This is a genomic window from Vibrio thalassae, from assembly GCF_900089835.1.
In the GTDB taxonomy this organism is placed as follows: domain Bacteria; phylum Pseudomonadota; class Gammaproteobacteria; order Enterobacterales; family Vibrionaceae; genus Vibrio; species Vibrio thalassae.
In genome coordinates, this window is record NZ_OANU01000022.1 from 1 (window position 1) to 25524 (window position 25524).

Consider the following 25524-nt stretch of genomic DNA (forward strand, 5'->3'; position numbering starts at 1 on the left):
GGTTGTTCTCGAGTACACCAAATGGTGCTGAAGCGAGCGCGATGCTTTACAGTATCGTCGAGACCGCGAAAGCCAATGGGCTCATCCTCTACGACTACATGGTCAAGTGCATGCAAGAGTTAGCGAAATCTGAGCCTGATATCGATGCGCTCCTACCTTGGAACTTCAAGCATTAGCAAGATCGCCCCGTGGGTTTATGGGGCGTTTACTTATTACTTGGTAACAAACTTTATTCTACTCGAACACTTCTGTCGGAAGCCAACAAAGTTTGATCATAATTAGAGCTATTTCCTCATAACTTCGCAGACACATTTACGTGAAGTTTGATCATTTTCATACCGAGTCCCTTACTGTATATCACTATATGAAACAATAAAGATTGATCATTTTCTGATTAACGTACTACTTCAACGCCTGCCGGAGCTGTTTTCTTCTTCAGTGCTGATTTCATACCCTCACCAACACCATCTCGTCTAAAGTCAAACATGTTCATTTCAAACGTATTTATTGAAACCTGATCATTACCGTGAACATGGGCAATTAGACGTCTATGAGCATCTTTGTAAGGCGCTTTTGCATACGAGCCACCAAACTCACCCGAATTAACCAACGTAACGTGTTGATACATATGGTAATGCAATGCCTCCACCATCGAATCAAATGTATTTACATCTTGGTTCAGAGCACTAATCACATATGCGTTAGATTTGTTTCTAAGATCTGAGCTTAAAGCAATGTCAGTTGCGTCGTAACAAATTGAGCCTGTGATAATAAAACCTTTTTCATCTTTGAAAGCGGGATGTACAAGCTCTAGCATTAATTGATATGGTCGCCACGGCTGAATCTTACCTTTTTCAACTGCCGTCATATTATGCTTGCCTTGAAGACGCACTATCTCTCGCTGATTCGTATTATGCTTTGTTGGAATAATCCAAACAGCACAATTATTCGGCCCTTTAACACCATCTTGCTCGATAAAGCCAAGCCCTGAAAATACCATCGCTTTAGTTTTCTGAGAAAGTGCGATAAGTACATCTAGATCATCATTATGAACAGCAAGCTCCGGCCAAATTATCAGGTCAGCATTTAGCTTTTTACTACCTATTTCAACCCGCTGTGCTTCAAGATGCTTCAAAACTAGCTCAGCCACCCTTGCTACGTGCCTACGATGCTTAGCACGATACTCCGGCTTATCAAGCATTAGACCAGCTTCACCAAAGTCTTTTAGAGCAGGTAGCTTAGACTGTACCATTACAACAGAAAGGGATTCTTTACCATCATTCCAGTCTAGAGCTTGCTTCTCAAGTAAACTTGGGATGCCAGACTGAGTGCAATAGGCAGTTTTCAATTCATGCAGTCGTGCGTTAACTAACTGTTTAACCGCTGATACCGACCAGATTATAGGCCAATCATAACCATGGTCATTAACTCGAATACCTGGCCACTTCAATAGCTTCGATAGTAATCCCGTTAACCAACCTGAAACTTGAGAACCAACTCCTGAGATAGATTCAGGGCTTGTCATTAGTCCTAATTGTCGCTTATAGAAGCTAGAACGAATACCTCGATATCCTGGTTTAGGTACAACACTCAAACCGAATGAAGTCCAATCTTGATTACCAACTAGTACTGCCCGAATAAATTCCCCTACGTTTCGTAACACACGCACATCATCAGATACTGTAGAATTAAAATCACCCCAGGAAGCAATTAAGTGACTGTTATCGTTGAACTCAAGAGTTAGGTTTAAATCTTTATCAAATACAGAAAATGCTACCGGTGAACTAAAACCATCAAATTCGATTGTAGTTTCTGCAAGATCGATACTTTGCTCTCGATGCTTCGCAAGCAACTCATACTCACTCAAAACAGCTTGCAAGAGTTTCAAAGCCATTATTTCATTAGAGAACGGATTATCATCACGCAAGATAAGTCGAAGAATGCTAACCTTCGTGCTGATCTTATTTAGAGGTTTGCTGTAAGGCTTCGTTTCAAGATTCAGTGGTGTAAGCAATTCCTCTTTGATTTTATCTAGTGCTGCCCATTGGTGCTTTACCCCTCTAGCATGGCGAACCAGTGCAATACCCAAGGCTCTATCTTGAACAAGGAGCAACTTAAAGGAATCAAACAGTCGATCTATATCGCCATGAATTTTCTCAAGCAAACAAGAACAAGATCTAATGCAGTCTTTGCTCATATCCGACATTTGATTTGCCATAATAATAGCTACAGCTATATCTTGAGAGCTCCAATTATCTGGAAGTGTAATCTCCCTAAAGCCATGCGTTAACTTAGAAATGACATCGAACTTTGGTTCCCCAACTTCCTGCTCTAGTACAGTATCTGCTCGAACGAGCATCAAAAATCTTGCTTGTTCAGAAAGTAAATCAAAAGATTGATCCTGAGGGACGCTATGCTTTGCCGCCGAGCTTTGCAATCTCTCAAAGTACGCATCTAAATCCGCATGCGCTGGAAATGCAAGAGAATCCTTTTTGTGGATAACAGTAGCAGAATGGCGATAGACCTCTGCTAAACAATAACTTGCCACCGCAACTTGTTTATCATCTTTTTCATCTAACAACATTTCAAGTTGAACGAGTATAGGCTCTAACAGTTTGGTACTAGGGAACAGTTCTAGTCCTTTCTTAAGTAAAAGCACTAAAGACGGATCATAACTCCAGCAAGCTATAAACCTTCTAGCTATTCGCTCTTGGGAGTAGTCCCACTCCCCAGGCTGTAATACCCCATTTTCATCTGGCACTTGTGTGGCGAAATGTCGTTTCTCACGCAATATTTTAGATAGCTTATTCGCAGCAAATCGTTTAAGCGTGTCCTCTCTAACATCAAATCGAGTTGCCTCAATTGAGGCTAATCCATTAACTGCATAAGAGTTCTTGCTTGCAGCTACAACGGATTTAGGTGGCGCTTGTAACGATAACAATGACTCTAGTTGTCCAAGCTGATTATCCGCTTCTTCCAAAGAAATGGGTCCACTCAACCTACCTTGGATTTCATTCAAATTTTTAGAAACACCAACTTTAAGCCCATGAAAAACATCAACATTAGTTTTATCTGATTGGATAGATAATCCTAATGTTTTGTATGAGTCTAGCCCGCGAACCAACTCGACTACTTGATTAGTTACTTGTTGAATACGGTCAAAACCATCGAATGATTTAGGCCCCACAATAACTAAACGTAAATCATCAACGTAGCGACAGTAATCAATTAGTCGAAGCTGTTTATTTTCGGCAAATTCCGAACCAATTTTGCCACTAAATTCACGATCAAAATCCAGCATATAGAGGTTTGAAAGAAATCCTGAAGCTACCAACCCTTGAGGTAAGCCTTTAGGTGCAGTGGGAACCTTATCCGATGCACATAAATTGCTATATTGTTCTTCAGCCTCACTAGACCACTCCCAACCATTAAATGCCGCAAGCAGCTGAGTGAGTTTATCGTAGTCTTTATCAGAAGATTTTCGTTTAATGACCTTGTCAATTTGCTCGATTAATTTCTGACGACTAATCCCATCAAAAAATTTCTCTAAATCGAGTTCAACGATGTAAATCCTTTCATCAGGAGATATCTCTCCTAGCTGCTCAAGTGCAAAGTGATGTGGTCTGTCTAGAAAACGGCGATAATCAACAAAGTACTTGCTGTAGATAGTAGTTGAACCATAACTGTGTTGAGCATTGCCATCAGCATCATAGGTACAATAAAGTCGATTGCCATAACTCACAACTCCTTGCTTATGCACATCCGTAAACTCGGTGCTTGGGTTACCTTGTATAGTTTCAACTTTGTTTGCCAACCCCATCATCAGCAACGACAACATTGACTGTTCACGAATTGGGATATGAGCAAGCGGCCTCAGTTTAACTGGACTTTGGGGATGCTCAGAGGGAGTGGTATCTTTCTCGCACTCAACGGGCTTCGGTTGCCATTTAATTTTATGGCGTCCATCGCTATCATCTTGGACAAACTCCCAAGCACAGGTCTTGGGAGCAGGCACTAAGTCTAATGGTTTGAATACAACCTCGTTGTTTAGTTCATCAGCCCAATTTTTACACTGTTCTACCAAGTTAAGAGCTGATAAATCTAATTCAAAATTATCAGCATACCAGTTAGTCGTCCGGATATATTGATGGCTTTTTTTCCAAGCCAACGCCAGGAGTAACGGATCACCTAAATGCTCATCTTTAAGTGATAATTCTTCATATTTTTTATCGATAATTGGCATACATACCCTTGGATTCAAAAGGAGTTATCCTCTTGATGACTAAATTTAATTTTACTTAAGAATCAAGCTCTAAGCACTCTGGCTTTCAGGAACCACTGCATTCGCATTTACTGTGCGAATCACTCCAAATAACTCCACTACGGTACCTTCATCGAAGAAGCCGTAGGCGCTTTCGCCGTGATTGTCGGTAAATGGTGGCTCGAACAGTTGCGACATATCTAAAATGCCGTTGTTCACAAGGTAGTCAATCACTTTATCGACGAACTGAATTTGCTCGGCGTTATACGCCTCTTCATCAAGGAAACTACTGAATGCTTCTTTTGCTGCATTCATGTCTAAACCGACAAGCTCACGGATAAACGTACCTAAAGGCTTCTCTTGTAGGATTTTTTCGCGATAGGTTTCCACATCACTCATACCGCTAGCTTCCAGTAACAAGCCTTCTAATACGTCTAAGTCCGCTTGTGTAATGGCTTTATTGCGCTTTAGCTTTTGGATGGTTAATTGATCTTGGTGGTCTTGAATATAGAGCTCAATCTTCTTACGGTATTGAGCTAAATCAACGCTTGGGTTCTTGTATACGTTTGTCACGTTATGCACACCTTGAACTTCGTCTTCAAAGTTTGTGTACACCATCTCTTTTTTATCTTTGTCCAACGCAAACATGAGATTTCGCAACTTACGTCGTAACTCTTCCAGCGTCACTAGGTGAATATCTTGCCAAAACTCTTGGGTCCGGATGTCCTGAATCAGTTGTAGTTGAGCTTGTACCGCTGGGATGGTTGATTTAGCTTCTAGCTGCTCAGCGAACTCAACTACACGACCTCGGCTCGTCTCAGAAATCATACCTTTTTCTAAAAGGTCTAACTGCATGGTCAGCACAAGGCTGTCAAAGCGGTGTGATAGATGGTTAAGCTGCTCATCAGAGTTAAAAGCCTCAGCTTCAGTTGGAAGTTCTGAGATCTGACTCTCTAGCTCAGTAAACTTAGCATCGTCAATGTTATCCCAATGCTCACGCTCTAAAAATGGCTCAATCGCTCGACGCTTCGGTCTTACAATGAAATTATCGAGATTCATACCACTAACAATGTGGTGCAACATATCCAGTTGGTAACGATTTAGCTCAGAATAGCGCTCGCAGTCTTCTGGGTGTTGCTCTCGGAACTCTTCATTATTCAACCTGCTGTTAAGTAATGTACTGAGTAGTACGCGCTTCTCGAATACCTGTTGAGTCACTGGTTTCGCCACTCCGACCGCGATACCTTCAGGATTCGCATCGAAATACTCAAAGTTCTGGCAATAGTCGAAAACCTTAAATGTCTTCTTATCATCATTTGGACCAAACAGGTCTTTACACAAACGTGTGCCACGCCCAATCATCTGGGTGAATTTCACTTTTGATCGAACGACTTTGAAGAAAACAAGGTTCACTACTTCAGGTACATCAATACCGGTATCGAGCATATCTACGGAGATTGCAATGCGACAAGTAGGGTTCTTAGGGTCGAATTCGTCAATCTTGTTTTCGTCGCCACCAAACTCATCAATTAGGCTTTGTGCATAGGTTTCTTTCCATGTGATCACACGAGCTAATTTACCCGCCCATTTAGGGTAATTCTTGTTGAATACTTCTTGCAGAAACTGTGCGTGAGGGTTATTGGCAGCAAAGATGATGGTTTTACCAATGACATCGCCACCTTCAACGTGAATACCACCGCGCTCATCTTTACTCATTAACTGAGCAAACATCTTCTCGGCAGTATCGGTATTAAACAAGAAGTTATTCACTTCAGATGGTAATACTTCATCTCGATCTTCGAGTTCAGCTTTGTTTTCCCACTCTTCTTGCTCTTCAGGTGATAGGTCTTTGTACTTAATGCCTTCACGTAAAAACTTGGTTGCCACAGAGATCTTAGTGGGTGGCACAAGGTAGCCTTGGTCATACGCTTTGTCGTCTTCATAAGCGTAGGTTGGCATCCCTTTTTGCAGGTCAAAAATGCCATAAGTATCTTTTTCAACTTCATCTTTTGGTGTGGCTGTTAACCCCACTAAGAATCCATCAAAATACTCGAAGATTTGACGGTATTTCGAGTAAACAGAACGGTGCGCTTCATCGACAACAATCAAATCGAAATGGCCAACACCAAATGGTCGTTCATCTGCACCACGATCCAAGAGATTCTTCATGGTCGGGTATGTAGAGAAGTACAAACGACTGTCGATACTGTTTTTGCTTTGACCAGAATCCAAAATAGAACAACTAACGCGAGGCAGTAGCTTAACGAAGTTCTTCTTGGCTTGAGTGAGTAGCGCATTACGGTCGGCAAGGAACAGGATGTTCTTAACCCAGTCGTTTTTCACTAACAAATCGACAAGGCTGATCACGGTACGAGTTTTACCCGTACCCGTCGCCATAACGAATAGTCCTTTGCGCTCATGCTCTAGCTCAAAGTCTTGCAGCAGTTTGGTGATGGCTGATTTTTGATAGTGACGGTTGGTGATCTCGTTGTTAATAACAAGATTGTTGTTCGGCTGCCCATTTTCAAAGAAAGGTTTACGGTCACTGCGACGCTTCACCATAAGCTCAAGTTCGGCCTTAGTATAAAAACCTTGAACTTGGCGTGGCGGGTAAAAATGGTCATCCCATAGATGCGTCTCATAGCCGTTAGTGTAGAAAATAACTGGGCGCACCCCACATTGTTTTTCTAAGCAGTCAGCGTAAAGCTTCGCTTGTTGTTGTCCGTCTTCGGCTCGGCGATGAGTGCGCTTTGCCTCAACAACCGCTAACGCAGTGCCGTCATCTCCCCATAGAACGTAGTCAACAAAGCCATTACCTTTAGGGTTTGCCTGAGAAATTGGCATACCTGACACAGGGTATTCACGGTCTCGCTTATGCTCGAGTTTCCAACCTGCTTCGTGTAGAAGTACATCGATAAGATAAGTGCGAGTTTCTGCCTCGTTGTAGTCGTGTGCATCCGTGACTTTTTCCGCACTTTGTTTGGCTTGCTCGATCTGTTCAAGTAAGGCTTGGTTTGCTGCTTTGAGCACCTCGTTTTCTTTTAGCTGCTTGAGGTAAGCTTCACGCTCAACTTTGTCTTCTTGCTCTAGCTGCTTCTCTAGCTCTTGTACCCGCTTGATGCTGCTTAGCGCTTTGGTCGCCACTGCCGCATCAATTGATACTTGTTGTGGGATAAGCGCTTCATCAAATGGCTGAACTAAAAACTGACTACGATTCAAGTCTGGTGTATGGGTGCGAATAAACCAATACAAAACATGGTGCAGCTCTTTCACGGCTTGCAGCGCATCACGCTGTGGCAATGTGGTTTTGCTGTGTACGGCCTCGTTGCCCACCTTGATCACCAGTTTTAGCTTAGGAAATAGATTGGTGGTGAGGTTTTGCTTAAAGCCCTTATCGTGAATGAGCGACATTAAGGTCACATCATGGCGAGGGCGGGCTAGCCAGTTATCAATGTCAAATACGGTTTCAACCATTAACTCCAATGCATTACGAGCATAGAAGCCGGCAATACGCGGATCGGTTTTGATGTTGCGTTCCGCATTTTTGGCACGAGTTTGAATCTCAGCACAACGCGTGGTGTATACATCGCTGCCACCATTAAGGGCAACGTCCATAAACGCAAAGTTGCTCTTTTGAGAAGAGCGGCCTTCAGCGCTAGGCGAAGAATTAGCCGTATCTGACATTGAATTTCCTTTTTACATCATATTGTTCTTTTTAGTATTCGTTATAGCTTTAGCTCGCCTTTAAAAGCTTTTTGCATAAGGGAATTAAAGTTACATTCGTACTCATTTTTTAAGCTAGTTAGTCTTTCGATTTCATCATCAAGCTTACTGCGAAACTTAATATACTTTTGCTGCTCCTCAACAGGTGGATAAGGGAACTCTAGTTGATCCAAAATGCCAGTATTCATATGAGAAAATGAACCGTCATCACCCACTTTAAGGCGTTTTAATCTTGTCTTGAAGTAGGTCATTAAACATACAAAATATAATGGATCTAGTTTGTCACCAAATCGAACCCGTATTAGGTTGGTACTAATTATTGATTGTTCATAAATGGACTTAACTACTCCCATTTTACCAACGGTACCTGCCCTAGAAATAATTACATCTCCTTGATTAACAGAATACTTATCAAGCTCTTCGTACTTTTGCTTGGTAATCCACAAGGAAGCCCCATCTCTGAATGTTCCGTTTAATGTAATATTATCCATGTTCCAAACTGGAACACCTGACTCAACAAACTCTTCTTTTTTTAATGCCGAGCCAAAAGGTCCACATTTAGTTCCATCTTTTTCTGAAATGTAGAACTCTTTTAACTTACGAACCTCCCACCCCTTCGGATTCGTCAAAGGATCGCCAAACATATCAATAAACACTGACTGAGCGAGGCTGTTAAGCTCTTGTTCCATTTTCTGGCAGTCTTTACGCAGTTTGTCGGCTTTTTCTAGCACTTCGGCGATTTGCTGTTGGGTTTCTAGTGGCCAATCTGGGACATCTATATCTAAGAGTTTTTTAACCGACAGGTGTTTTACAGTGACAAAAGGAGTGTCATCCCATATCTTTTTTAGCTTTAGAGGTAGTAAGTAGTAGATAAACTTCTTACATACTTTCGATGGGTCTACTTCTATTTTGCATACGCGCTGGTTTAACAGGGCTTTTCCACCGCGCCAATATGCAGTATTAAAGTCACCATCCATGCCAACCAAAATATCACCATTTTCAAGAATGTACTTTTCGTCAAACTCACCGGAGTAGTAAGTGTTTGAGGTGCCTCTAACAACATCCCTTATTCTTACTACTGGTATTCCTTTATCTCCAAACAATTCTGATTTAAAAGCAAACCCCGAGAGTACATTACATAAAGTCGCTAATTTAACGGTTTTCACAGCAACTTCTCCAACTCAGCTACACCCTTCGCCATCTTATCCTGCAAGGTTTTAATTCGCTTCAAGATGTCTTGCGGCGCATCGTATAGCACTTCTTCGTAAACCACTTCTTTGTAGCGGTTGATGCTTAGATCAAAGTCGTTATTAGTGATGTCCGTTACCGGAACCATAAAACTTTGTTCTGTTTTATTGCGCTTATACTCTGGGCTGTCGCTGTTTGGTGTGCTGTCTTCATTAGTTAGCGTTTTAAAGCGTGCAATGATATCGGCAATGTTGCTTTGCTCGTGAGTCGGTATTTCACCATCTTTGAACAGCTGTGAGCGCTTATCATCCAGTGAGTAACCGTCAGCCTGCATGTCATAGAACCAAACGTTATCTGTACCGCCACTGTTGGTTTTAGTGAAGACAAGAATGGCGGTACTCACCCCTGCGTAAGGTTTGAAGACGCCTGAAGGAAGCGAAATAACCGCTTCCAACTTTTGGTCCTGCACGATTTTTTGACGAATGGTTTTATGTGCTTTGGTTGAACCAAATAACACACCATCAGGGATGATAACTGCCGCACGTCCACCGACTTTAAGCATACGAAGGATTAAGGCTAAGAACAGCAGCTCTGATTTTTCAGTCGGCTTTTTCTTTTTCACCTCAACCTGAATTTCGTTGCCATCTTCGTCAATTTCGGTTTTGAATTTAGGTGCCGTTTTCTTAACAACTGGATTCTTACCTAATGCACGCAGTAAGTCTGGAGCAACGATATCGAAATCAACCGCGCCTTTAAACGGTGGGTTGGCAAGGATAAGGTTGTAGGCTTCAGAGATGTTCTCTACACCTTGGTCTTGCAAGCTATCACGGTAATGTACACTTGGGTTTTCAATTCCGTGCAACAGCATGTTCATGGCACCAATGCGTAGCATGTGTTTATCAAAATCGAAGCCAGTAAACATTTCATTGTTAAAGTGCTTACGGTTATCCGGCTTGTTCACCTCGGCAGCGTGATGCTCTTCAACGTACTCAACCGCCGCCATTAAGAAACCACATGTCCCTGATGATGGGTCACAAATGGTGTCGCCCACTTTGGGCTCCATCAGCTCGACCATCATTTGGATGATGTTACGCGGGGTACGGAACTGACCATTTACACCTGATTGTTGTAACTTGCTTAACAGATACTCGTACAGATCGCCTTTGGTGTCTTTGTCGTTCATGTCGATAGCACTTAGTAGCTGCACGACCTGATCTAATAACTTGGCTGATGGGATCATAAAAATCGCATCTTTCATGTGCTCAGCAAAGCTACCTTCATTTTGTAGCGCTTTGATTTTAGGGAACACACGATCACGTACGATTTCCATCATGACGTCCGGATCTTTATCTTTGAAACTACTCCAACGAAGGGCTTGCTCTTCAGGCGAAAAGGTTGGGTTGCTCATCGGTAGACCTGTCGCTTGGCTGCGACGCTCAGCGGTCTTTTGTAGTTCATCTAAACGACGAATAAACAATAGGTAGGAGATCTGCTCGATAACTGAGATTGGGTTAGCGACACCGCCTGTCCAAAACATTTCCCAAACTTGGTCGATTTGATTACGAATTTTGCCTGTTAGCATGGTGATTCTCTTGAAATAAAACGATGGCCAAGAACTTGGCCTATATTGGCTTTATTTTACTTCATCACCTTTGCTTAAACACTTACTTTCCTTGGTTATTGTGTTAATGCTCTCTTAACAGCTCTGTCTAAGGTTTCTATCCATGCAGTCTCATACTCACTTTCGGTTCTCAGAACCATCTCACCATCGACTTTTTTGGTTCTAGAGGGGTGCTTAATTTCAACCACTACTGAACAATATTCTTGGTTTGCTTTTGCGTCCCATCTAACGCCTTTCTCGGAGCAGGCTTTCATTACGTGAGCCAGCCCATCTTTACCACTTTCAGAGAACCCAAATAGTCTAGAGCCTAGACTATGCTTGTCGTTAATATCGCTGATATCCACTTCAATAATGACTAAAGGAGTTTGCCGATAATAGAAATATGCACAATGAAAGGTTCGAGCCTCCTGTGTGAGCTTGTTCTTGTATATCAAGGAGGTATTATCCGGCTTTGGCATTGCCAAACACTGTGTACCTTTGTGTTCATAATCAGGAAGCTTCATGAGCTGCTTGATAACCGTTTCAAAAATTTGAAAATTACCTGTAGGAGCGACTACTTTCGGTACCTCTGGACTAGTTGGATCGTCGCAGTCACTACGATTGATCGCCCAGTCTAGCTCTTGTGCCGTTCCGTTAGCAATTCCATGCCCGACTCCTGAAACATCAGGCTTTGGTTCTTCTGTGGTATTCACATTGGGCGCTACCCTCGATAGTGCTTTTCCTTGAGAAACGGTTACTTCATCTTCAGAATCACAGACAAATCGGAAGCCTTCTTCACTGAAAACATCCCTTTTTCTATGACTACCTGGCGTAGCTTCAAAGTCCAACTGCGGGTTTGGGTCTGTCCGGTTGATTTCTGGGCGCTTGCCGTTACTTGGCTCAACAGGAATAACATCGACTTTTTTTGGGTGGTATATCGAGACTTTTTTTCCATAGTCAAAACTCGACGAGTAAACTGTCTTGATTTCTTCAACATGGAACAACACTGGGTCGCTTTCATCATACTCACCAGCAAGCTTAAATCGCCAATTTTTAAGTGGCGGTGGTTCAAAGTTAAAGTTCCACTCCGTACTTTCATCTTGTTGTAACTTGTTATAAATACTGTTGAAGCTTCTTGTTGCCTCAGGGTTAAGCAACAACCATCTCAAGTGTTTACATGCATCCTTGGAGTTCAAATTCTTTAGAGGGTAATCCGATGACCTGTTGAAACGGATAAAACACTCTTTTCCAGTATCATCCACAACGGCCATCCCCAATAACCCGTTTGGCCTTAAGGCTGTGCGTGTTAGATGTACATTGTGTAAAAAGAGTGCTCGAGCGAGTTCTATACACGGGACAACAGCCTTTAAGTTGCCTTCCCTTAAAATGATTGAATGCGATTTGTTTGAAGAGGCTCTTTGAAAATTATCGGATATTTTTATGTCGATGATTTCGCGTTTATGTGGAACCGTGCGTTCCTTGTTTGAGTAGTGAGAATTCACAACCAACATAGGTATCAGTTCCGCCGGAACACGACTTTTTGGGAAACCTGAAAACTGAACGTTAATATAAGGCCGGACTTTGTTATTGAGAACGCGCTTGGTATGGATACTTCCAATGTTGATTAACGGTACGTTTTCCGGAAAGTGCCGCAGCTCTCTGCCAGGCTGGGATGTCCAATCGGAGAATTTCCCGTGCAGGTTTCCTACAACGCGCACGGCTGAGTCCAGCAAGTCGTTCAATCTCACATGCAGGCCTTAAAATATCTTTACACTCAATGAGTTGAACCATAACACGGCTTAGTCTTCTTGTTTGGTACTCTTCTACAGATTCGCTATATCGATCAAAAAACAAACGACACAGGGGCAACTTATGTATTTTTTTCTCCAATAGGCTCTTACGTCCGAGTCTGGTAGAAAACCATGACTTCGAATGGCGCAGATCGTCTAGGTTTTCTTCTGTTAAGTTCTTTATAGCGATGAGACGCTTAACTAGATGAAGATCTCGCTCATGCCAGTTCACTCGTTTGTTTATATAATTTTTGATTGGTGGTGGCTTGTGGGAATTAAGCCAATGGCGGTCATAACGGTACAACCACGAGTATAGTCGTGCCCCAAGAGCCGTATCTCGAAGCTGTTTAAGCGAATGTGTTTTTTTGGGTTCTCGCAGCAGCATCAGCCACTTTACTCTTCGCGCATCTCTATTTGTTTGGTTCTTTGCAGTCATTATCAAAGAGCTGGGAGACTCCATTGTAGAGAACTTTCTCGCCCTGTAGACCTCTTCCGCCGCATTAACTGACTCTCGACCTAAAGCAAGCCAGACTACAAAATGCTGCAAATAACTGAACATTCGTCTGTGTTTTCTAAACATCGCCGTGAGCCATGTGTTTTCCTCATAAAGCTGTAGACCCTGTTGCTGCATCCATTCGTCAGACCACACATTTCTTACCAAACTAGCAATACCTTTATGATCGACTCTTGCGCCCTTCATAACTCCTTGGTCTCTTGCAAGACTCTGATAGTAATAAGTCCATTGTTCCGGTGACACATAGCTTTGGTCAGAGTTAAATAACCATTCAACCATTTCAGCTAACTTTAACTCATTTGCGTTAGCACACTCAGATAACAGTGGCGCTTCTTGATAACAATAGCTCCCAACTAAACGATGGCGGTGGGGTGAGCTAATAGGTAAATGTGTATCAATCAGAGTACACCGATGTTTAGGACAAGCTATCACGCCCGGAGATTGAAACAGTCTTTGCCAATATGTGAAGCCAAGAGTGGTAAGCTGTGATTGCCAGCATTGAGGACAAATCTTATAGCTCAATGGCCATTGAACCAGTGAGGCTGAAATGCCCGCTCTTGTGACACTTGGGTTTGCACTACAGTGGACCAAATCAGTTTGTAGTATGTTATAGCGATGGCTTGATAGAAAAAGCCTGAACAGTGGGAGGTGGGTATGCTGCTCAATGATTTTTCTGGGAGAAGAACGCCAGACGTTACCCACGTGTTGAACCAGTTGCTCTAGATGTCCTTGCAAAAATGGGGAAGGTACAACCTTTCGATTGCCAAACAAAATGCCTAGCGCGACCTTATCATCCTTAATTCCCATCTGTTGAACGAACCGAGCGAGAACACTCGTTAGCATTTCATCTTGTTGCGCTATGGGAAAATGGGTCAACATAACAGCCCCCTAATCATAGCTCCTCATAGTTGAGTATAGCTGAGGGCACACCTACTTACAGATAAGGGGTAATATCTAGAATCATCCCTTCGCTCTTCAAATGATGGTAAGTCGACATAGGCTCATCACTTCTAAAAAGCCGAAGATCGTTATCAACATAATTAGGCTCCAGTTTGGTAACCTTTGGTTTTGTTGGCTTGCTCTCGGCAAATGACTTATCCTCTAGCGATTTTATGTGAGCAACCAACCCAAATAAATCTTCATTAGGCTTTTCATCAATAGCTTGCTGCGCAGCTAACTTAGCGACATCATCACCTAATCCCATGCGAATTAGCATATCGGTCAGTTCAACGCATTTGTCAGTGGATATCTCATCCACATCTTCCGGCTCACCTAGCTGCTTGTCACCGGTTTGCCCAATGATACGAATTGTATCGGCAGGTAAGTCTAAGTCAGCATACTTGAGAATTTCTTCTTTGCGGCCGCTTTGGAGCGCTCTGATCATCGGATGAATGATTGACAACTCTTCATTAAACACATCCTTTACTAACTTGAGGGTAATCACTTCTTTTCCTGCAACTACCGCTCTTGCTTGGCAAAGGTAAAACAATGAAACAGCTACATGAGCGACACCTTGAGTAAGCTCCCAAAACAAGTCTTTCATTGGTGTCGTAATCGGTGTCGGTGATTGAAACCACTGCAATTTCCACATTCTGTTGAAAAAGCGATCCCATTCGCTTTCGTCAGCTGTATTTGATAGGTGCTCAAATCGATTCCAATTCAAACTACCGAACTGAGCAGCACGACGAGCAGACCTTAGCGTAGGAGAAAAAAGTTCGAGAGCTTTTGGAGTGCCGATAAACAACACTGGTACTTTGATTACGTTAGTGAGCGTAACGAAGAAATTAAGTAATTTAGTAACACCACCGGAACGCGCGGCATTAAGGTGTTGGATTTCGTCTATGACCAAGATACCAATAGAATGAAGGGCGCATACTCTAGCTATGTCACCCAACATAGACTCCGCTGATGATCTCGACTTCACGTAGAGCATTTCGTAATCGCTTCCAATTGCATCATCTACCGCACGAAAAAAGTGGATACATAGGCTCTTTGCCGAACCATCATGAGGGCAATCAATCTTTAGCCATACCAACTGTGTATGCTGATATTCTGGGTGATAAATGGCCTGATGCTTATATGAATCTAAGATCGCTTGTACAGCGGTAGTTTTACCTGTTCCAGAGCAACCAATGACAGTCGTTGCCAACGCTGCGCTACCCGCATTTCTTGATGCCACAGAAAAGTCGACATTATCGACATCTAAAAGGTTACGCTGGTAGTCAATTGATGCGATATTTCGGCCAAGATATCCTCGACGTATCATTCCTGCAATCATCTGTTCCAGTTGAAGGTGGGCTTTTGTCGGATATAGAAACCCATCAAGTATTCGCATCATTGCATGGCGACGGATGTATCCTGGTAAGGTTTTTTCTGAATCTCGCACTTTAGGGTAACGATTTAACTCTTTGGCTGTATTCTGAGGTGAATTCAATAAAGGTAGTGCATTGATTAAAGGCTGATCTCGATAATCTTCAATTTCAGGCGCTACATATTCCGCATGGTGAATCTTAATCATCGTCATCTCCTAAAAAATCATCCAATGACGGGTATTCAATGCTTTCTGAATTATTACCCGTATGAATATCAATGACTTCAGCGGTACTTTGTTTTGACTCAGGCTTAAGGTTAACTGAGGCATTATCTCGCTCAAATTCCCGCTCTTCATCTCGATTACCCTTAATTCCAGTCAACCTTTGTGAGTCCGTCAATTTAGGCGCATTTACCTTTTTATCACGCTCTCGTTTAGCGATACCCTCCATCGTTTCCTGTAAGTCAGGAGCTTCAAAATCCTTAGCTTGATTCGCTGCCGCCTCCGCGACTTTAGAAGACTTGAGAATACCCGCAGCATCCACGAAACTCATTCCTTTATATCGACGGCTACGATCTGAAAGCTCACATATCCAATAGGATTGATAGCTGTTATCAGGCCTTAGGTAGACGACATCGGTTCGACGCGGGTCAAAAGCCACCTCAACTTTCTTTGGCCTCGTATGTTTAAACCTGTCAAACCAACCCTCAGCCATTGCTTCACGGCAAGTGTATTTCAGTCCTTTGAAGCCAATACCAACCTCGGACACTGTTCCTTTTTCAGTAGGTAACAAGTTCACTTCAACCATCTCTTTACTGCATGGTCTCAATTTGCCAGTGCGATTTTTGATTCCCCAGTTCCAAAGCTGTACGGGGACAGCGGGTAAATCATCAGGCATATCTTCAGCAAAATCATAATCTTTAACTACATGCCTAGTATTGTAGTTAATAATGATATGAATCACGGTTTCAGTGAATGCATGCAAGGTTAATTCTGCGTCTAGTTCATATCGGCGTCCCAAACGCTTCTTGCCGTTGACTGGCTCAACAATACCACCGATATAGGGCCTGAATTTAGTTTGAAGGGTATTGAAATAGCGCTCCACACCTCCTTTATCATCCCCTCGGTAGGAGCGCGAGTTACTCAATTGGATGTTAAATGCATTAACGAGGACGTCAGCTTGTCTATGCAAAAGCTCACCTTTGTCCGCCATGATAGACGCAGGAATACCAACAGAAGGCCACATACCAGAATCGATTTCTATTCCATAGCTCCGACAATACTCTGTTTTATCAAGAAAGGCGTTAGACATCGCCATCATCGCCGCGACCCATGATGGGTTTTCCAAACCAACGTAAAGCCCTGTAACCATACGGCTAAAGACATCTTTAACCACGTAAACCACTGGCCTACCGATGATTTTATTCGGGTCTTTCTCAGAAACTAAGTACAGGTCAGCTATGGTCGCATCAATCTCATATCTGCCACCAGGTCCGATATTCATATAGGCTGATGTGCTTGTTAGCGCTCGAATATCTTTGTCGTATGCTTTGGATGGCGTTCTTCGCCTTACTACATCATGCTTCTTGTAGTTAGATTCATAAAAATAGCGAAATTGGCGAAGAGTCGGTATGGAAGTCTTATCAGAGTCGGGATATCGGGATTTATACAAGCCAATTGCTTTATCTTTGGCATCTTTGATAGAGAACTTATCGTTTTGAAGAAAGAAGCCATCAATTGCTAGACTGAAAATTTCTGCGACATCATCTGTAATGATTGCACCTACGCCCTCAGCAGTTGTTCGCTTCCGCCCGAGCTTATTACCCACGTCACGCCTAGATTTACCTTTCCCGCCGGACTTATGATAATCAGGCAGCAATGCATTGGGCGTCATCCCTCTTTGCCAATATCGACGAAGTTGACGAATGAAGTAAATACGAGGTTTTCCGGTCACTTCAACCGCGTTTCTAATTAGACGATTGCGCGACGCCTTGTCAAATAATTCACTGTGGTCTTTTAGTAGAATTTTAAGCAGCGTATAGGCTTCATCTCGTTTGAGAGCTTGTGTACTGTCGATCTCAACATGAGAGAAAGTAAAAGGTTCTCTCATGCACTCTATCGCCTGTGCTGCGATGAGTTCGTGTAACTCAGAGGCAGGCATAAATATGGGCCAAGCCGATTCATCATCGAGACGGATCAACCAGATGAACTCTAACGTTTCGTACACCACACGAATTCGCTCGTTTGAATCTTTGTACTGATAGACTTGATTAAGAAGCATTGCCGACCTCCAAATCTGTATCGCTACGAATTAAGAGTTCGACATCTTCGCACTTCCACTCAGTAAACTGAATTTCAAGTGATGCTTTTAAATACTGATTAGCGATTCCATAGCGAAATACTTCGATATGAGTGCCTTCCCTTAATTGGTAGTGGTCATCTAATTTTGCACAATGTCGGGCTACATAAGCTTTAGGTTGCTTCGCGAGTCTAGCAGCAAGATCAATGACATCTTGCTTGGAGAATGGATATTCGACTTCGGTATCTATATCAATAAGTGGTTTTAACCACTTCAAGTTCATTTTGAGGTCGTTGGCTACTTCTTGATCGGTAAAAATGGGACAGGGTACTTTTAATGCCTCCCAGTATGCCTTCTCTATTTGTAGCTTTTCGACAATGCGTCTGTCATCAAGCTTTAGGGCCGGCTTTACCGGGATCGCTAACTGGGAGCCATCGGCAAAATTGATGAGGAAGTCTGTTGTTACTATTGTAAGCTCGCTCTTTTCTTGAGGGTGACGAATACCTAGTTGTCGGCAAATAATTAAAGAGTCAGCAAGAGGAATTGGAAACTGCTCTCGAATGTCGATGACCTCTTTACACCAATCGAACACCAAAAATGCGGCTAGCTCGTTACCTGAGTGAAGGTGGTGTACACGGCCAACGGTGGCACTTTTAACACGAACGCTTTCGCCAGAGCTGCTGAACTCTCCGACTTTAATGAAAGGAACATAGTCCTTTCCCATCCCTTCACCACGTTTTTCATCTAAACGCTTTTGGTCTTTCTTATTGAGTGGCTTATCTGCATCTGACATAAAAAACCTCCGACTAAGCTAAACTTAGCAGGAGGTTAAAAAACGATCAATCTTTATTGTATATGATCAGACTTTATTGTAAATGATCAAACTTTATTGTCTTCCGACAACTTCGCACTGAATATAAAACTGAGTCACTCAACCGTTACCGCTTTTGCTAAGTTACGTGGTTGGTCAACATCCGTCCCTTTAATGAGAGCGACGTGGTAAGACAGAAGCTGCATTGGGACCGTGTAATAGATTGGGGCGATAATGTCGTTAACGTGGGGCATTTGGATGATCTTCATGTTCTCATCCCCTTCAAAGCCAGCTTTTTCATCGGCAAAGACGTATAGCAGACCACCGCGTGCTCGTACTTCTTCGATATTTGATTTCAGCTTCTCTAGAAGGTCGTTGGTCGGCGCAACAACAACAACGGGCATATCTGCATCGATAAGTGCTAGAGGACCGTGTTTCAGCTCACCCGCCGCATACGCTTCTGCGTGAATGTAGGAGATCTCTTTTAACTTCAGAGACGCTTCCATAGCAATTGGGTAATACTCACCACGACCAAGGAACAGCGTATGATGCTTGTCCGCAAAGTCTGTCGCTAATGCCTCAATTTGTTTATCAAACGCTAAAGCTTTTTCAATGTTTGCAGGCAGGTCGTGCAGAGACTTTACAATTTCTGCTTCACGCTCTTGCGTCATTCGGCCTTGCAGACGAGCAATAGACACCACCATCATCAACATCGAGGCTAATTGAGTTGTGAATGCTTTTGTCGATGCTACGCCAATTTCCGTACCTGCTCGAGTCATAAAGGCAAAGTCAGATTCACGAACCAATGATGAACCCGCAACGTTACAAATCGTCATCGCTGACATGTAACCTTTTTCTTTGGCAAGACGAAGCGCTGCTAGCGTATCGGCCGTTTCACCGGACTGGGACAGCGTTACCAGTAGGCTGTTTGGACGAACCACGAAGTCACGGTAGCGGAACTCAGAAGCGATTTCGACATCACAGCTTACTCCAGCGATTGACTCAAACCAATAACGCGCAGCCATACCTGAGTTGTAAGACGTACCACAAGCGATAATTTGAACGTGGTCTACCTTTTTAAGAATATCTACCGCATTGACGCCAATGGCTTCGGTGACTACCGCTTTGTCGGTAATACGACCTTCCATCGTCTTGATCAGTGCGCGAGGCTGTTCAAAGATCTCTTTTTGCATAAAGTGGCGGTATTGACCTTTATCGCCAGCATCATGCTCAGCATTAGACTCGGTGATTTCACGCTCAACCGGATTGCCGTTGACGTCAAGAACCGTCACTTCACGACGAGTAATTTCCGCTACGTCACCTTCTTCAAGGTACATAAAACGACGCGTAACACTGAGTAGGGCCAGTTGGTCTGAAGCTAAGAAATTTTCACCGACACCAAAGCCAATAACGATTGGGCTTCCAGAGCGCGCTGCCACAATACGGCTTGGGTCTTTGCGGTCAAGCACAACGGTGCCATACGCGCCATCAAGTTGAGCCGCTGTCTTTTGCAGAGCTTCAACTAACGTTGCAGAAGTACGTAATTCCCACTCCACTAAGTGTGCAATCACTTCTGTATCCGTTTGAGATTGAAAAACATAGCCACGCTCCTGAAGCGTTGCACGAAGCTCTTCATGGTTCTCAATGATACCATTGTGTACCACAGCGATATCCCCTGATATGTGAGGGTGCGCGTTAGCTTCTGAAGGCTCACCGTGTGTTGCCCAGCGAGTGTGAGCAATACCCGTACCACCAGTCACATCTAGCGAGTCCACCGCGTCTGCGAGCTCTTGAACCTTACCTAAGCGACGAACACGTTTCAGTTCTGCATTCGCATCAACAACGGCTACGCCCGCTGAATCATATCCACGGTACTCCAGACGGCGTAACCCCTCTACTAAAATCTCCGCTACGTCTCGTTGTGCGACCGCACCTACGATTCCACACATATCAATTCTCCGTTTCTAATTTTTGTCTCCCTCGCCAAGTGCAAGCAAATCAATAATGGAGGGAGTAATTTTGTTAAGCGCAAATGACCTTTACGCCGTTCGATTCGATTTGAGCTTTTTGCTCTTTCGTTAAGCCTTGATCGGTAACAACGACGTCAATCGCATCCCATGCTAATTCTAGGTTAGGGATTTTGCGTCCGATTTTCTCGGATTCAATCATCACCACCACCTCACGTGCAACTTCAGCCATAACATTACTCAGACCGATAAGCTCATTAAATGTGGTGGTGCCTCGCGCCAAATCGACACCATCTGCACCGATAAATAATTGGTCAAAGTCGTAAGAACGAAGTACCGATTCAGCAACTTGTCCTTGGAATGATTCTGAGTGACTATCCCAAGTGCCGCCCGTCATTAATAACGTGGGTTCGTTCTCCATCTCATTGATGGCATTCGCCAAGGACAGCGAGTTGGTCATGACCACTAAACCTTTTTTACTGCCAAGTTTTGAGACCAAAGCCCCTGTTGTACTACCACAATCGATAACAATTCGATAATGATCATTGATTAGACCAACCGCCGCTTCGGCGATGCTTTCTTTGGAGGCTGACGTCAAACTCGACTCATTTAGTACCTCATCTACCGCTTCTTGTGGAAGCGACACGGCACCGCCATAGCGTCTTAGCAGCAGGCCACTCTTTTCTAATGAAGTGAGGTCTTTACGAATGGTCACTTCAGAGGTATCGAATAGAGCAGATAGCTCTTCAACGCTCACCTCACCACGCTCTTTAACAAGCTGAGCGATGGAATGACGTCTGACTTGAGTATTTCGTTTACGCACTTTAATTTCGATTCAAAACTTAACTGATAGCAAAATTATTTCATAATGTAACTTATCACGCAAGAAATCCGCTGCATTAAATCTAAGACACGGTTTAACTGGTGAAATACTGACCATTTAAGTTTCGTTTCGAAAATTACCATTTGAAAGTTATGATTACTTGATGAAATTGGCTAGAGAGAAAGCACAAAGAAGAAAGAAAAATGGAAGAGAAAAAAGAAAGAAAAGAGAAAGAAAGGAGATATAACTTCGGCACAAGAAATAGCGCCGAAGTTTGTCGCTCTTAAACCAACGGGTTATCTCGACACAAGGTTTCTACCAATTCGGTAATCGCTAGTATAATGGTGGACTTTACTCTTTGGTAATGACGCTCTAAGAACATTTCCAGCATCACCCCCTCTAGTCCCTCTGTCATGCTTGGATCGTACTCAATCGGCATCATTTTTTGAATGGCGCTGATTTTGTTTAACTCGAACAGCACATCTCTTTCGGTAAAGCTCACTTCGTTGCTTTGGTGCTTGGTCCATTCACGCAGTGTTACGAAGATATCAATATCATCGAATACGCTTTTGGAGATAATACCAAGACCTAAAAGTAGCTTAGCCCGAACCAGAATATCTCCTAGCGGACCATCATTGTTCAGTAAAGGATCCACCACATATTTCACTGCATAGTCGTCTTTATGAAAAATACTGTTGATCAATGTGTCTAACGTATCATCAATAGCATCATAAGCCGCCATAAGGCACTCATTCGCATCTTTTGCTTCAGACAGAGCTTCTAGAAGTTCAGTTTCATTAGGTGGGTGCAGTGGCATAACATCTCTTAATACAAAGGGTGCCACATGCATGGCACCAACAGCTTGAATCATTTGAGCGCTAGATACGCTTCGTGCGCTAGTGTAACAACTTCTGAATCAACATTCAGCTCTGAATAGTGAGCCAGTGTTTTAGCAAAACCTTGCTCAGCAAACATAGCTTGAAGCTCTACTGCCTGTGGGTCATCGTCATTCTTATAAAGGAATGCCGCTGCAATACCTTTAATCAGATGAGAATTTGGTAAACCATACTCAATAGTGCCGTTGAGTGGCTTGATCAAACGATCTTGTGGGCTCAACTTGCGGATTGGCTGGCGACCAACACGATCAACTTCATCACGTAGGTACGGGTTTGCAAAACGGTTAAGAATCTTCTTAATGTATGCGGCATGTGCTTCTGCATCAAAACCGTAACGACGAATAAGAACTTCACCACTTTCTTGCATTGCCGCTTGAACATCAGCACAGATTGCAGAGTCTTCAATAGAATCTTTAATTGTCTCGTGACCCGCGAGTACACCTAAATACGCAGTAATCAAATGACCAGTATTTAGAGTGAACAGTTTGCGCTCCACGAACGCCATCAAGTTGTCAGTGCATTCCATACCTTTAATAGCGGGGATCTTGCCAACGAATTGGGTCTGGTCAACAATCCACTCACTGAAGGTTTCTACCGTTACCGCTAGAGGATCGGTTTCACCTTCTTCTGCTGGAGGAACAATACGGTCAACGGCGGAGTCAACAAAACCGATGTGCTCTTGTGCAAACGCTTTCGCCTCTTCTGACAGGTGTTCAAATACCATCTCTTTAAACTGGCTAGTACCCCGAACCATGTTCTCACAGGCAATAATGTTTAGTGGCGCTGTATTGCCAGCTTCAAAGCGTTTTTCAATACCTTGAGCAACAGATTTAGAAATGATTTTGAGAACCGTTGGACCAACCGCTGTTGTCACCATGTCGACGTTTGCAATCAGGTCCATAATGTCTGAACTAGTAGAATTCACTGCAGTGACATTATTCACCTGTTCTACAACGCAATCTTCACCAACGATTTTAACTGGGTAGGATTGACGTTCGATTAGGGCGTTAACCACGGTTTCATTTACGTCAGCAAATGTTACGTGAATACCAGCATCTGCTAATAGTTTACCAATAAAGCCACGACCGATGTTACCTGCGCCAAAATGTAGTGCTTTCATCACACACCTTCCAACCAAAATATTAAAATAAGAAAAAATAAAAAGTGAGACCAACAGGGGGCGTTGGTCTCGTTTCACTTAGGAGCTACAACTTAAAGCCATGGTGATCATCACCATGTTGCTACTTACCACTCAATATGCGAAGTACATCGTCGGCATTAGTAGTAGACTTCAAGCATTCAACGGCTTGTTCGTCGTCAAGTGAATTCGTAATTGCTGTGATGACTTGAATGTGTTCATCACCTTGCGCTGCGATACCAACAACCATCTTAGCTACATCATCTTCGTCCTCACCCCACTGAACTCCTTCAGGGAATTGGCAGAACACAATGCCAGTCTTCTTCACGAACTGTTTCGCTTCAATGGTACCGTGAGGTACTGCAATCGACTCACCAAGGTAAGTAGAAACCAACTCTTCACGAGCAAGCATGCCTTCAACATACTGAGGTTCTACATAACCAAGTTTTACGAGTTGCTCACCAGCAAACTTGATAACCTCTTCTTTGGTTTTCGCTTCCATACCCAAGAAGATATTTTCATTGTTAAGCTCAAGCTGTCCTTCTGTGCTTGAACTATTGTCTACTGGTGCTTCAGGCTTTTTTGGCTCACCCCCTTGCTTTGCGTTACCAAGGTCAGCGACCAAGCGATCATAAACAGCAGAGTCTAAAAAGTTGACAATAGATATATGATGCGAGTTTGCCGCATGTGTGCGTGCTCGGTCAGTCAAATCTTGATGCGTTATCACGATATCCGCATCGTCAGGAAGGCTATTGATGGCTAGATTGATGACATTAATATCAAGGCCAGCTGCTTCAACTTTCTTACGAAGCATACTTGCACCCATAGCACTTGAGCCCATCCCTGCATCACACGCTACAACGATTTTTTTAACGCCTGCGCTATTAAGTGCAGCATTTCCTTGACCTTTCGAAGCAGCTTTCATATCCGCTGTTTGACTCGCTGCTTTCTCGAGTGCATCGTCAGATTCATCTTGTTTCTGTGTTTTCATTAGCAGTGAAGCGACAAAGAAGGTTACTGCAGCAGAGGCGAATACCGCAAGCAACACCCCAAAATATGACGCCGGAGGTGTCATAAGAAGCACAGCAAAAATCGAACCCGGTGACGCTGGAGCAACTAGACCTGCATCGGTCATGGTAAGAATGAATACGCCCGTCATGCCACCAGCAATAACCGAAATAATGAGGCGTGGATTCATAAGGACATAAGGGAAATAAATTTCGTGTATCCCACCGAAGAAGTGGATAATAACCGCACCTGGAGCGGATTCTTTTGCAGTACCGCGACCGAAGAACATATAAGCGAGAAGTAGACCTAGACCAGGACCAGGGTTTGCTTCGATTAGGAAGAATATGGATTTGCCTGTTTCTTCTGCCTGCTGAATACCGAGCGGTGTAAAGATGCCGTGGTTAATCGCGTTGTTTAAAAACAGAATTTTTGCCGGCTCTACAAAGATTGAACTTAGAGGTAAAAGGCCAGCATTTACCATAACACCTACGCCAGCGGCTAACCCATCAGAAAGCACTTTCACTGCAGGCCCAACAACTAGGTAGGCAAGAATTGCACAAACCATGCCGATGATACCGGCAGAGAAGTTATTAACCAACATCTCAAAACCGCTTTTGACCTTGCCTTCAATAGCTTGATCAAATTTTTTGATTGCCAGAGCGCCCAACGGACCGACAATCATCGCGCCCATGAACATAGGGATGTCAGATCCGACAATAACACCCATCGTGGTAACAGCACCGACAACGGCACCGCGATCACCAGCCACCATCTTACCACCCGTGTAGCCGATAAGTAGCGGCAACAAATAGGTAATCATCGGGCCAACCATTGAACTTAATGTTTCGTTCGGAATCCATCCAGTTGGAATAAATAGAGCCGTAATCAAACCCCAAGCGATGAAAGCGCCAATATTTGGCATCACCATGTTGGAGAGGAAACGACCAAAGTTTTGTACTTTGATTTTCGCTTCAGGAGATAGCATAAGGTTATCCTCGTTATCAGAAAAAGTGGTCTCTTTGGACCAAAATTTGTTATTTAAAAGTCATTTAAAAAGTAGCACAAGATTTCAAAAAGTCAGAACATAGGCACTTTTGTGATAAGTATCACCATCAAAAAAGCCAACCCCACACAAAATAGTGACAAAGTTCACATCATTTCAGAGTTGATAAATTACACGCCATTCTTACTGAGA

The 25524-nt window shown here is 43.3% G+C and carries 15 protein-coding genes; 1 reads left to right on the top strand and 14 read right to left on the bottom strand.

Annotation, left to right across the window (positions count from 1 at the left end):
- Positions 1–176: transposase domain-containing protein (locus VTH8203_RS08670; RefSeq protein ID WP_167385805.1), on the top strand; the 176-nt coding region annotated here is incomplete at its 5' end.
- Between the two features lie 218 nt (positions 177–394).
- Here VTH8203_RS08670 and VTH8203_RS08675 read toward each other — a convergent pair.
- The 14 genes from VTH8203_RS08675 to VTH8203_RS08740 all read right to left on the bottom strand — a co-directional run bounded on the left by VTH8203_RS08675 (position 395) and on the right by VTH8203_RS08740 (position 25314).
- Positions 395–4243, bottom strand: a complete 3849-nt coding sequence (locus tag VTH8203_RS08675) for an RNA-directed DNA polymerase (protein WP_096993313.1) — start codon at positions 4241–4243, stop codon at positions 395–397.
- Between the two features lie 69 nt (positions 4244–4312).
- Entirely contained in the window at positions 4313–7945 is a 3633-nt protein-coding gene (locus VTH8203_RS08680; protein WP_096993314.1) for a DEAD/DEAH box helicase family protein, read from the bottom strand.
- Positions 7946–7986: 41 nt separating this feature from the next.
- Positions 7987–9150: a restriction endonuclease subunit S gene (locus VTH8203_RS08685; protein ID WP_096993315.1), complete on the bottom strand. Its 1164-nt coding sequence runs from the start codon at positions 9148–9150 to the stop codon at positions 7987–7989.
- The gene (locus tag VTH8203_RS08690) at positions 9147–10754 is read right to left on the bottom strand and encodes a type I restriction-modification system subunit M (RefSeq protein WP_096993316.1); all 1608 of its coding nucleotides are present in this window, start codon (positions 10752–10754) and stop codon (positions 9147–9149) included. The genes VTH8203_RS08685 and VTH8203_RS08690 overlap by 4 nt, the downstream gene beginning before the upstream one ends.
- A gap of 95 nt (positions 10755–10849) precedes the next feature.
- On the bottom strand, positions 10850–12043 hold the full coding sequence (locus tag VTH8203_RS08695; RefSeq protein WP_244181176.1) for a Tn7-like element transposition protein TnsE: 1194 nt from the start codon (positions 12041–12043) through the stop codon (positions 10850–10852).
- A 313-nt stretch (positions 12044–12356) separates the two neighbouring features.
- Positions 12357–13955, bottom strand: a complete 1599-nt coding sequence (locus VTH8203_RS08700; RefSeq protein WP_096993318.1) for a TnsD family Tn7-like transposition protein — start codon at positions 13953–13955, stop codon at positions 12357–12359.
- A 55-nt stretch (positions 13956–14010) separates the two neighbouring features.
- Positions 14011–15594 carry an ATP-binding protein gene (locus tag VTH8203_RS08705; protein ID WP_096993319.1) on the bottom strand — a complete coding sequence of 528 codons (1584 nt, stop codon included), beginning with the start codon at positions 15592–15594 and terminating at the stop codon, positions 14011–14013.
- The gene (locus VTH8203_RS08710; RefSeq protein WP_096993320.1) at positions 15587–17668 is read right to left on the bottom strand and encodes a TnsB C-terminal domain-containing protein; all 2082 of its coding nucleotides are present in this window, start codon (positions 17666–17668) and stop codon (positions 15587–15589) included. The genes VTH8203_RS08705 and VTH8203_RS08710 overlap by 8 nt, the downstream gene beginning before the upstream one ends.
- Complete coding sequence (locus VTH8203_RS08715; protein WP_096993321.1) at positions 17658–18479, bottom strand: TnsA endonuclease N-terminal domain-containing protein; 822 nt, start codon at positions 18477–18479, stop codon at positions 17658–17660. The genes VTH8203_RS08710 and VTH8203_RS08715 overlap by 11 nt, the downstream gene beginning before the upstream one ends.
- A gap of 134 nt (positions 18480–18613) precedes the next feature.
- On the bottom strand, positions 18614–20446 hold the full coding sequence (gene glmS / locus VTH8203_RS08720) for a glutamine--fructose-6-phosphate transaminase (isomerizing) (protein ID WP_096993322.1): 1833 nt from the start codon (positions 20444–20446) through the stop codon (positions 18614–18616).
- A gap of 73 nt (positions 20447–20519) precedes the next feature.
- Positions 20520–21287: a DeoR/GlpR family DNA-binding transcription regulator gene (locus VTH8203_RS08725; protein WP_096993323.1), complete on the bottom strand. Its 768-nt coding sequence runs from the start codon at positions 21285–21287 to the stop codon at positions 20520–20522.
- Between the two features lie 283 nt (positions 21288–21570).
- The gene (locus VTH8203_RS08730) at positions 21571–22104 is read right to left on the bottom strand and encodes an MltR family transcriptional regulator (protein WP_096993369.1); all 534 of its coding nucleotides are present in this window, start codon (positions 22102–22104) and stop codon (positions 21571–21573) included.
- 50 nt (positions 22105–22154) lie between these two features.
- Entirely contained in the window at positions 22155–23303 is a 1149-nt protein-coding gene (locus VTH8203_RS08735; RefSeq protein WP_096993324.1) for a mannitol-1-phosphate 5-dehydrogenase, read from the bottom strand.
- A gap of 121 nt (positions 23304–23424) precedes the next feature.
- On the bottom strand, positions 23425–25314 hold the full coding sequence (locus VTH8203_RS08740) for a PTS mannitol transporter subunit IICBA (protein ID WP_096993325.1): 1890 nt from the start codon (positions 25312–25314) through the stop codon (positions 23425–23427).
- Positions 25315–25524: the final 210 nt, after the last annotated feature.

Coding starts and splice junctions, on each gene's coding strand:
- glmS (WP_096993322.1), bottom strand. CDS start 20,446: ATGTGTGGAATCGTAGGTGCGGTCGCACAACGAGACGTAGCGGAGATT.
- VTH8203_RS08730 (WP_096993369.1), bottom strand. CDS start 22,104: ATGCCACTGCACCCACCTAATGAAACTGAACTTCTAGAAGCTCTGTCT.
- VTH8203_RS08690 (WP_096993316.1), bottom strand. CDS start 10,754: ATGCTAACAGGCAAAATTCGTAATCAAATCGACCAAGTTTGGGAAATG.
- VTH8203_RS08740 (WP_096993325.1), bottom strand. CDS start 25,314: ATGCTATCTCCTGAAGCGAAAATCAAAGTACAAAACTTTGGTCGTTTC.
- VTH8203_RS08695 (WP_244181176.1), bottom strand. CDS start 12,043: ATGGCCGTTGTGGATGATACTGGAAAAGAGTGTTTTATCCGTTTCAAC.
- VTH8203_RS08715 (WP_096993321.1), bottom strand. CDS start 18,479: ATGTCAGATGCAGATAAGCCACTCAATAAGAAAGACCAAAAGCGTTTA.
- VTH8203_RS08735 (WP_096993324.1), bottom strand. CDS start 23,303: ATGAAAGCACTACATTTTGGCGCAGGTAACATCGGTCGTGGCTTTATT.
- VTH8203_RS08675 (WP_096993313.1), bottom strand. CDS start 4,243: ATGCCAATTATCGATAAAAAATATGAAGAATTATCACTTAAAGATGAG.
- VTH8203_RS08710 (WP_096993320.1), bottom strand. CDS start 17,668: ATGCTTCTTAATCAAGTCTATCAGTACAAAGATTCAAACGAGCGAATT.
- VTH8203_RS08705 (WP_096993319.1), bottom strand. CDS start 15,594: ATGATTAAGATTCACCATGCGGAATATGTAGCGCCTGAAATTGAAGAT.
- VTH8203_RS08680 (WP_096993314.1), bottom strand. CDS start 7,945: ATGTCAGATACGGCTAATTCTTCGCCTAGCGCTGAAGGCCGCTCTTCT.
- VTH8203_RS08700 (WP_096993318.1), bottom strand. CDS start 13,955: ATGTTGACCCATTTTCCCATAGCGCAACAAGATGAAATGCTAACGAGT.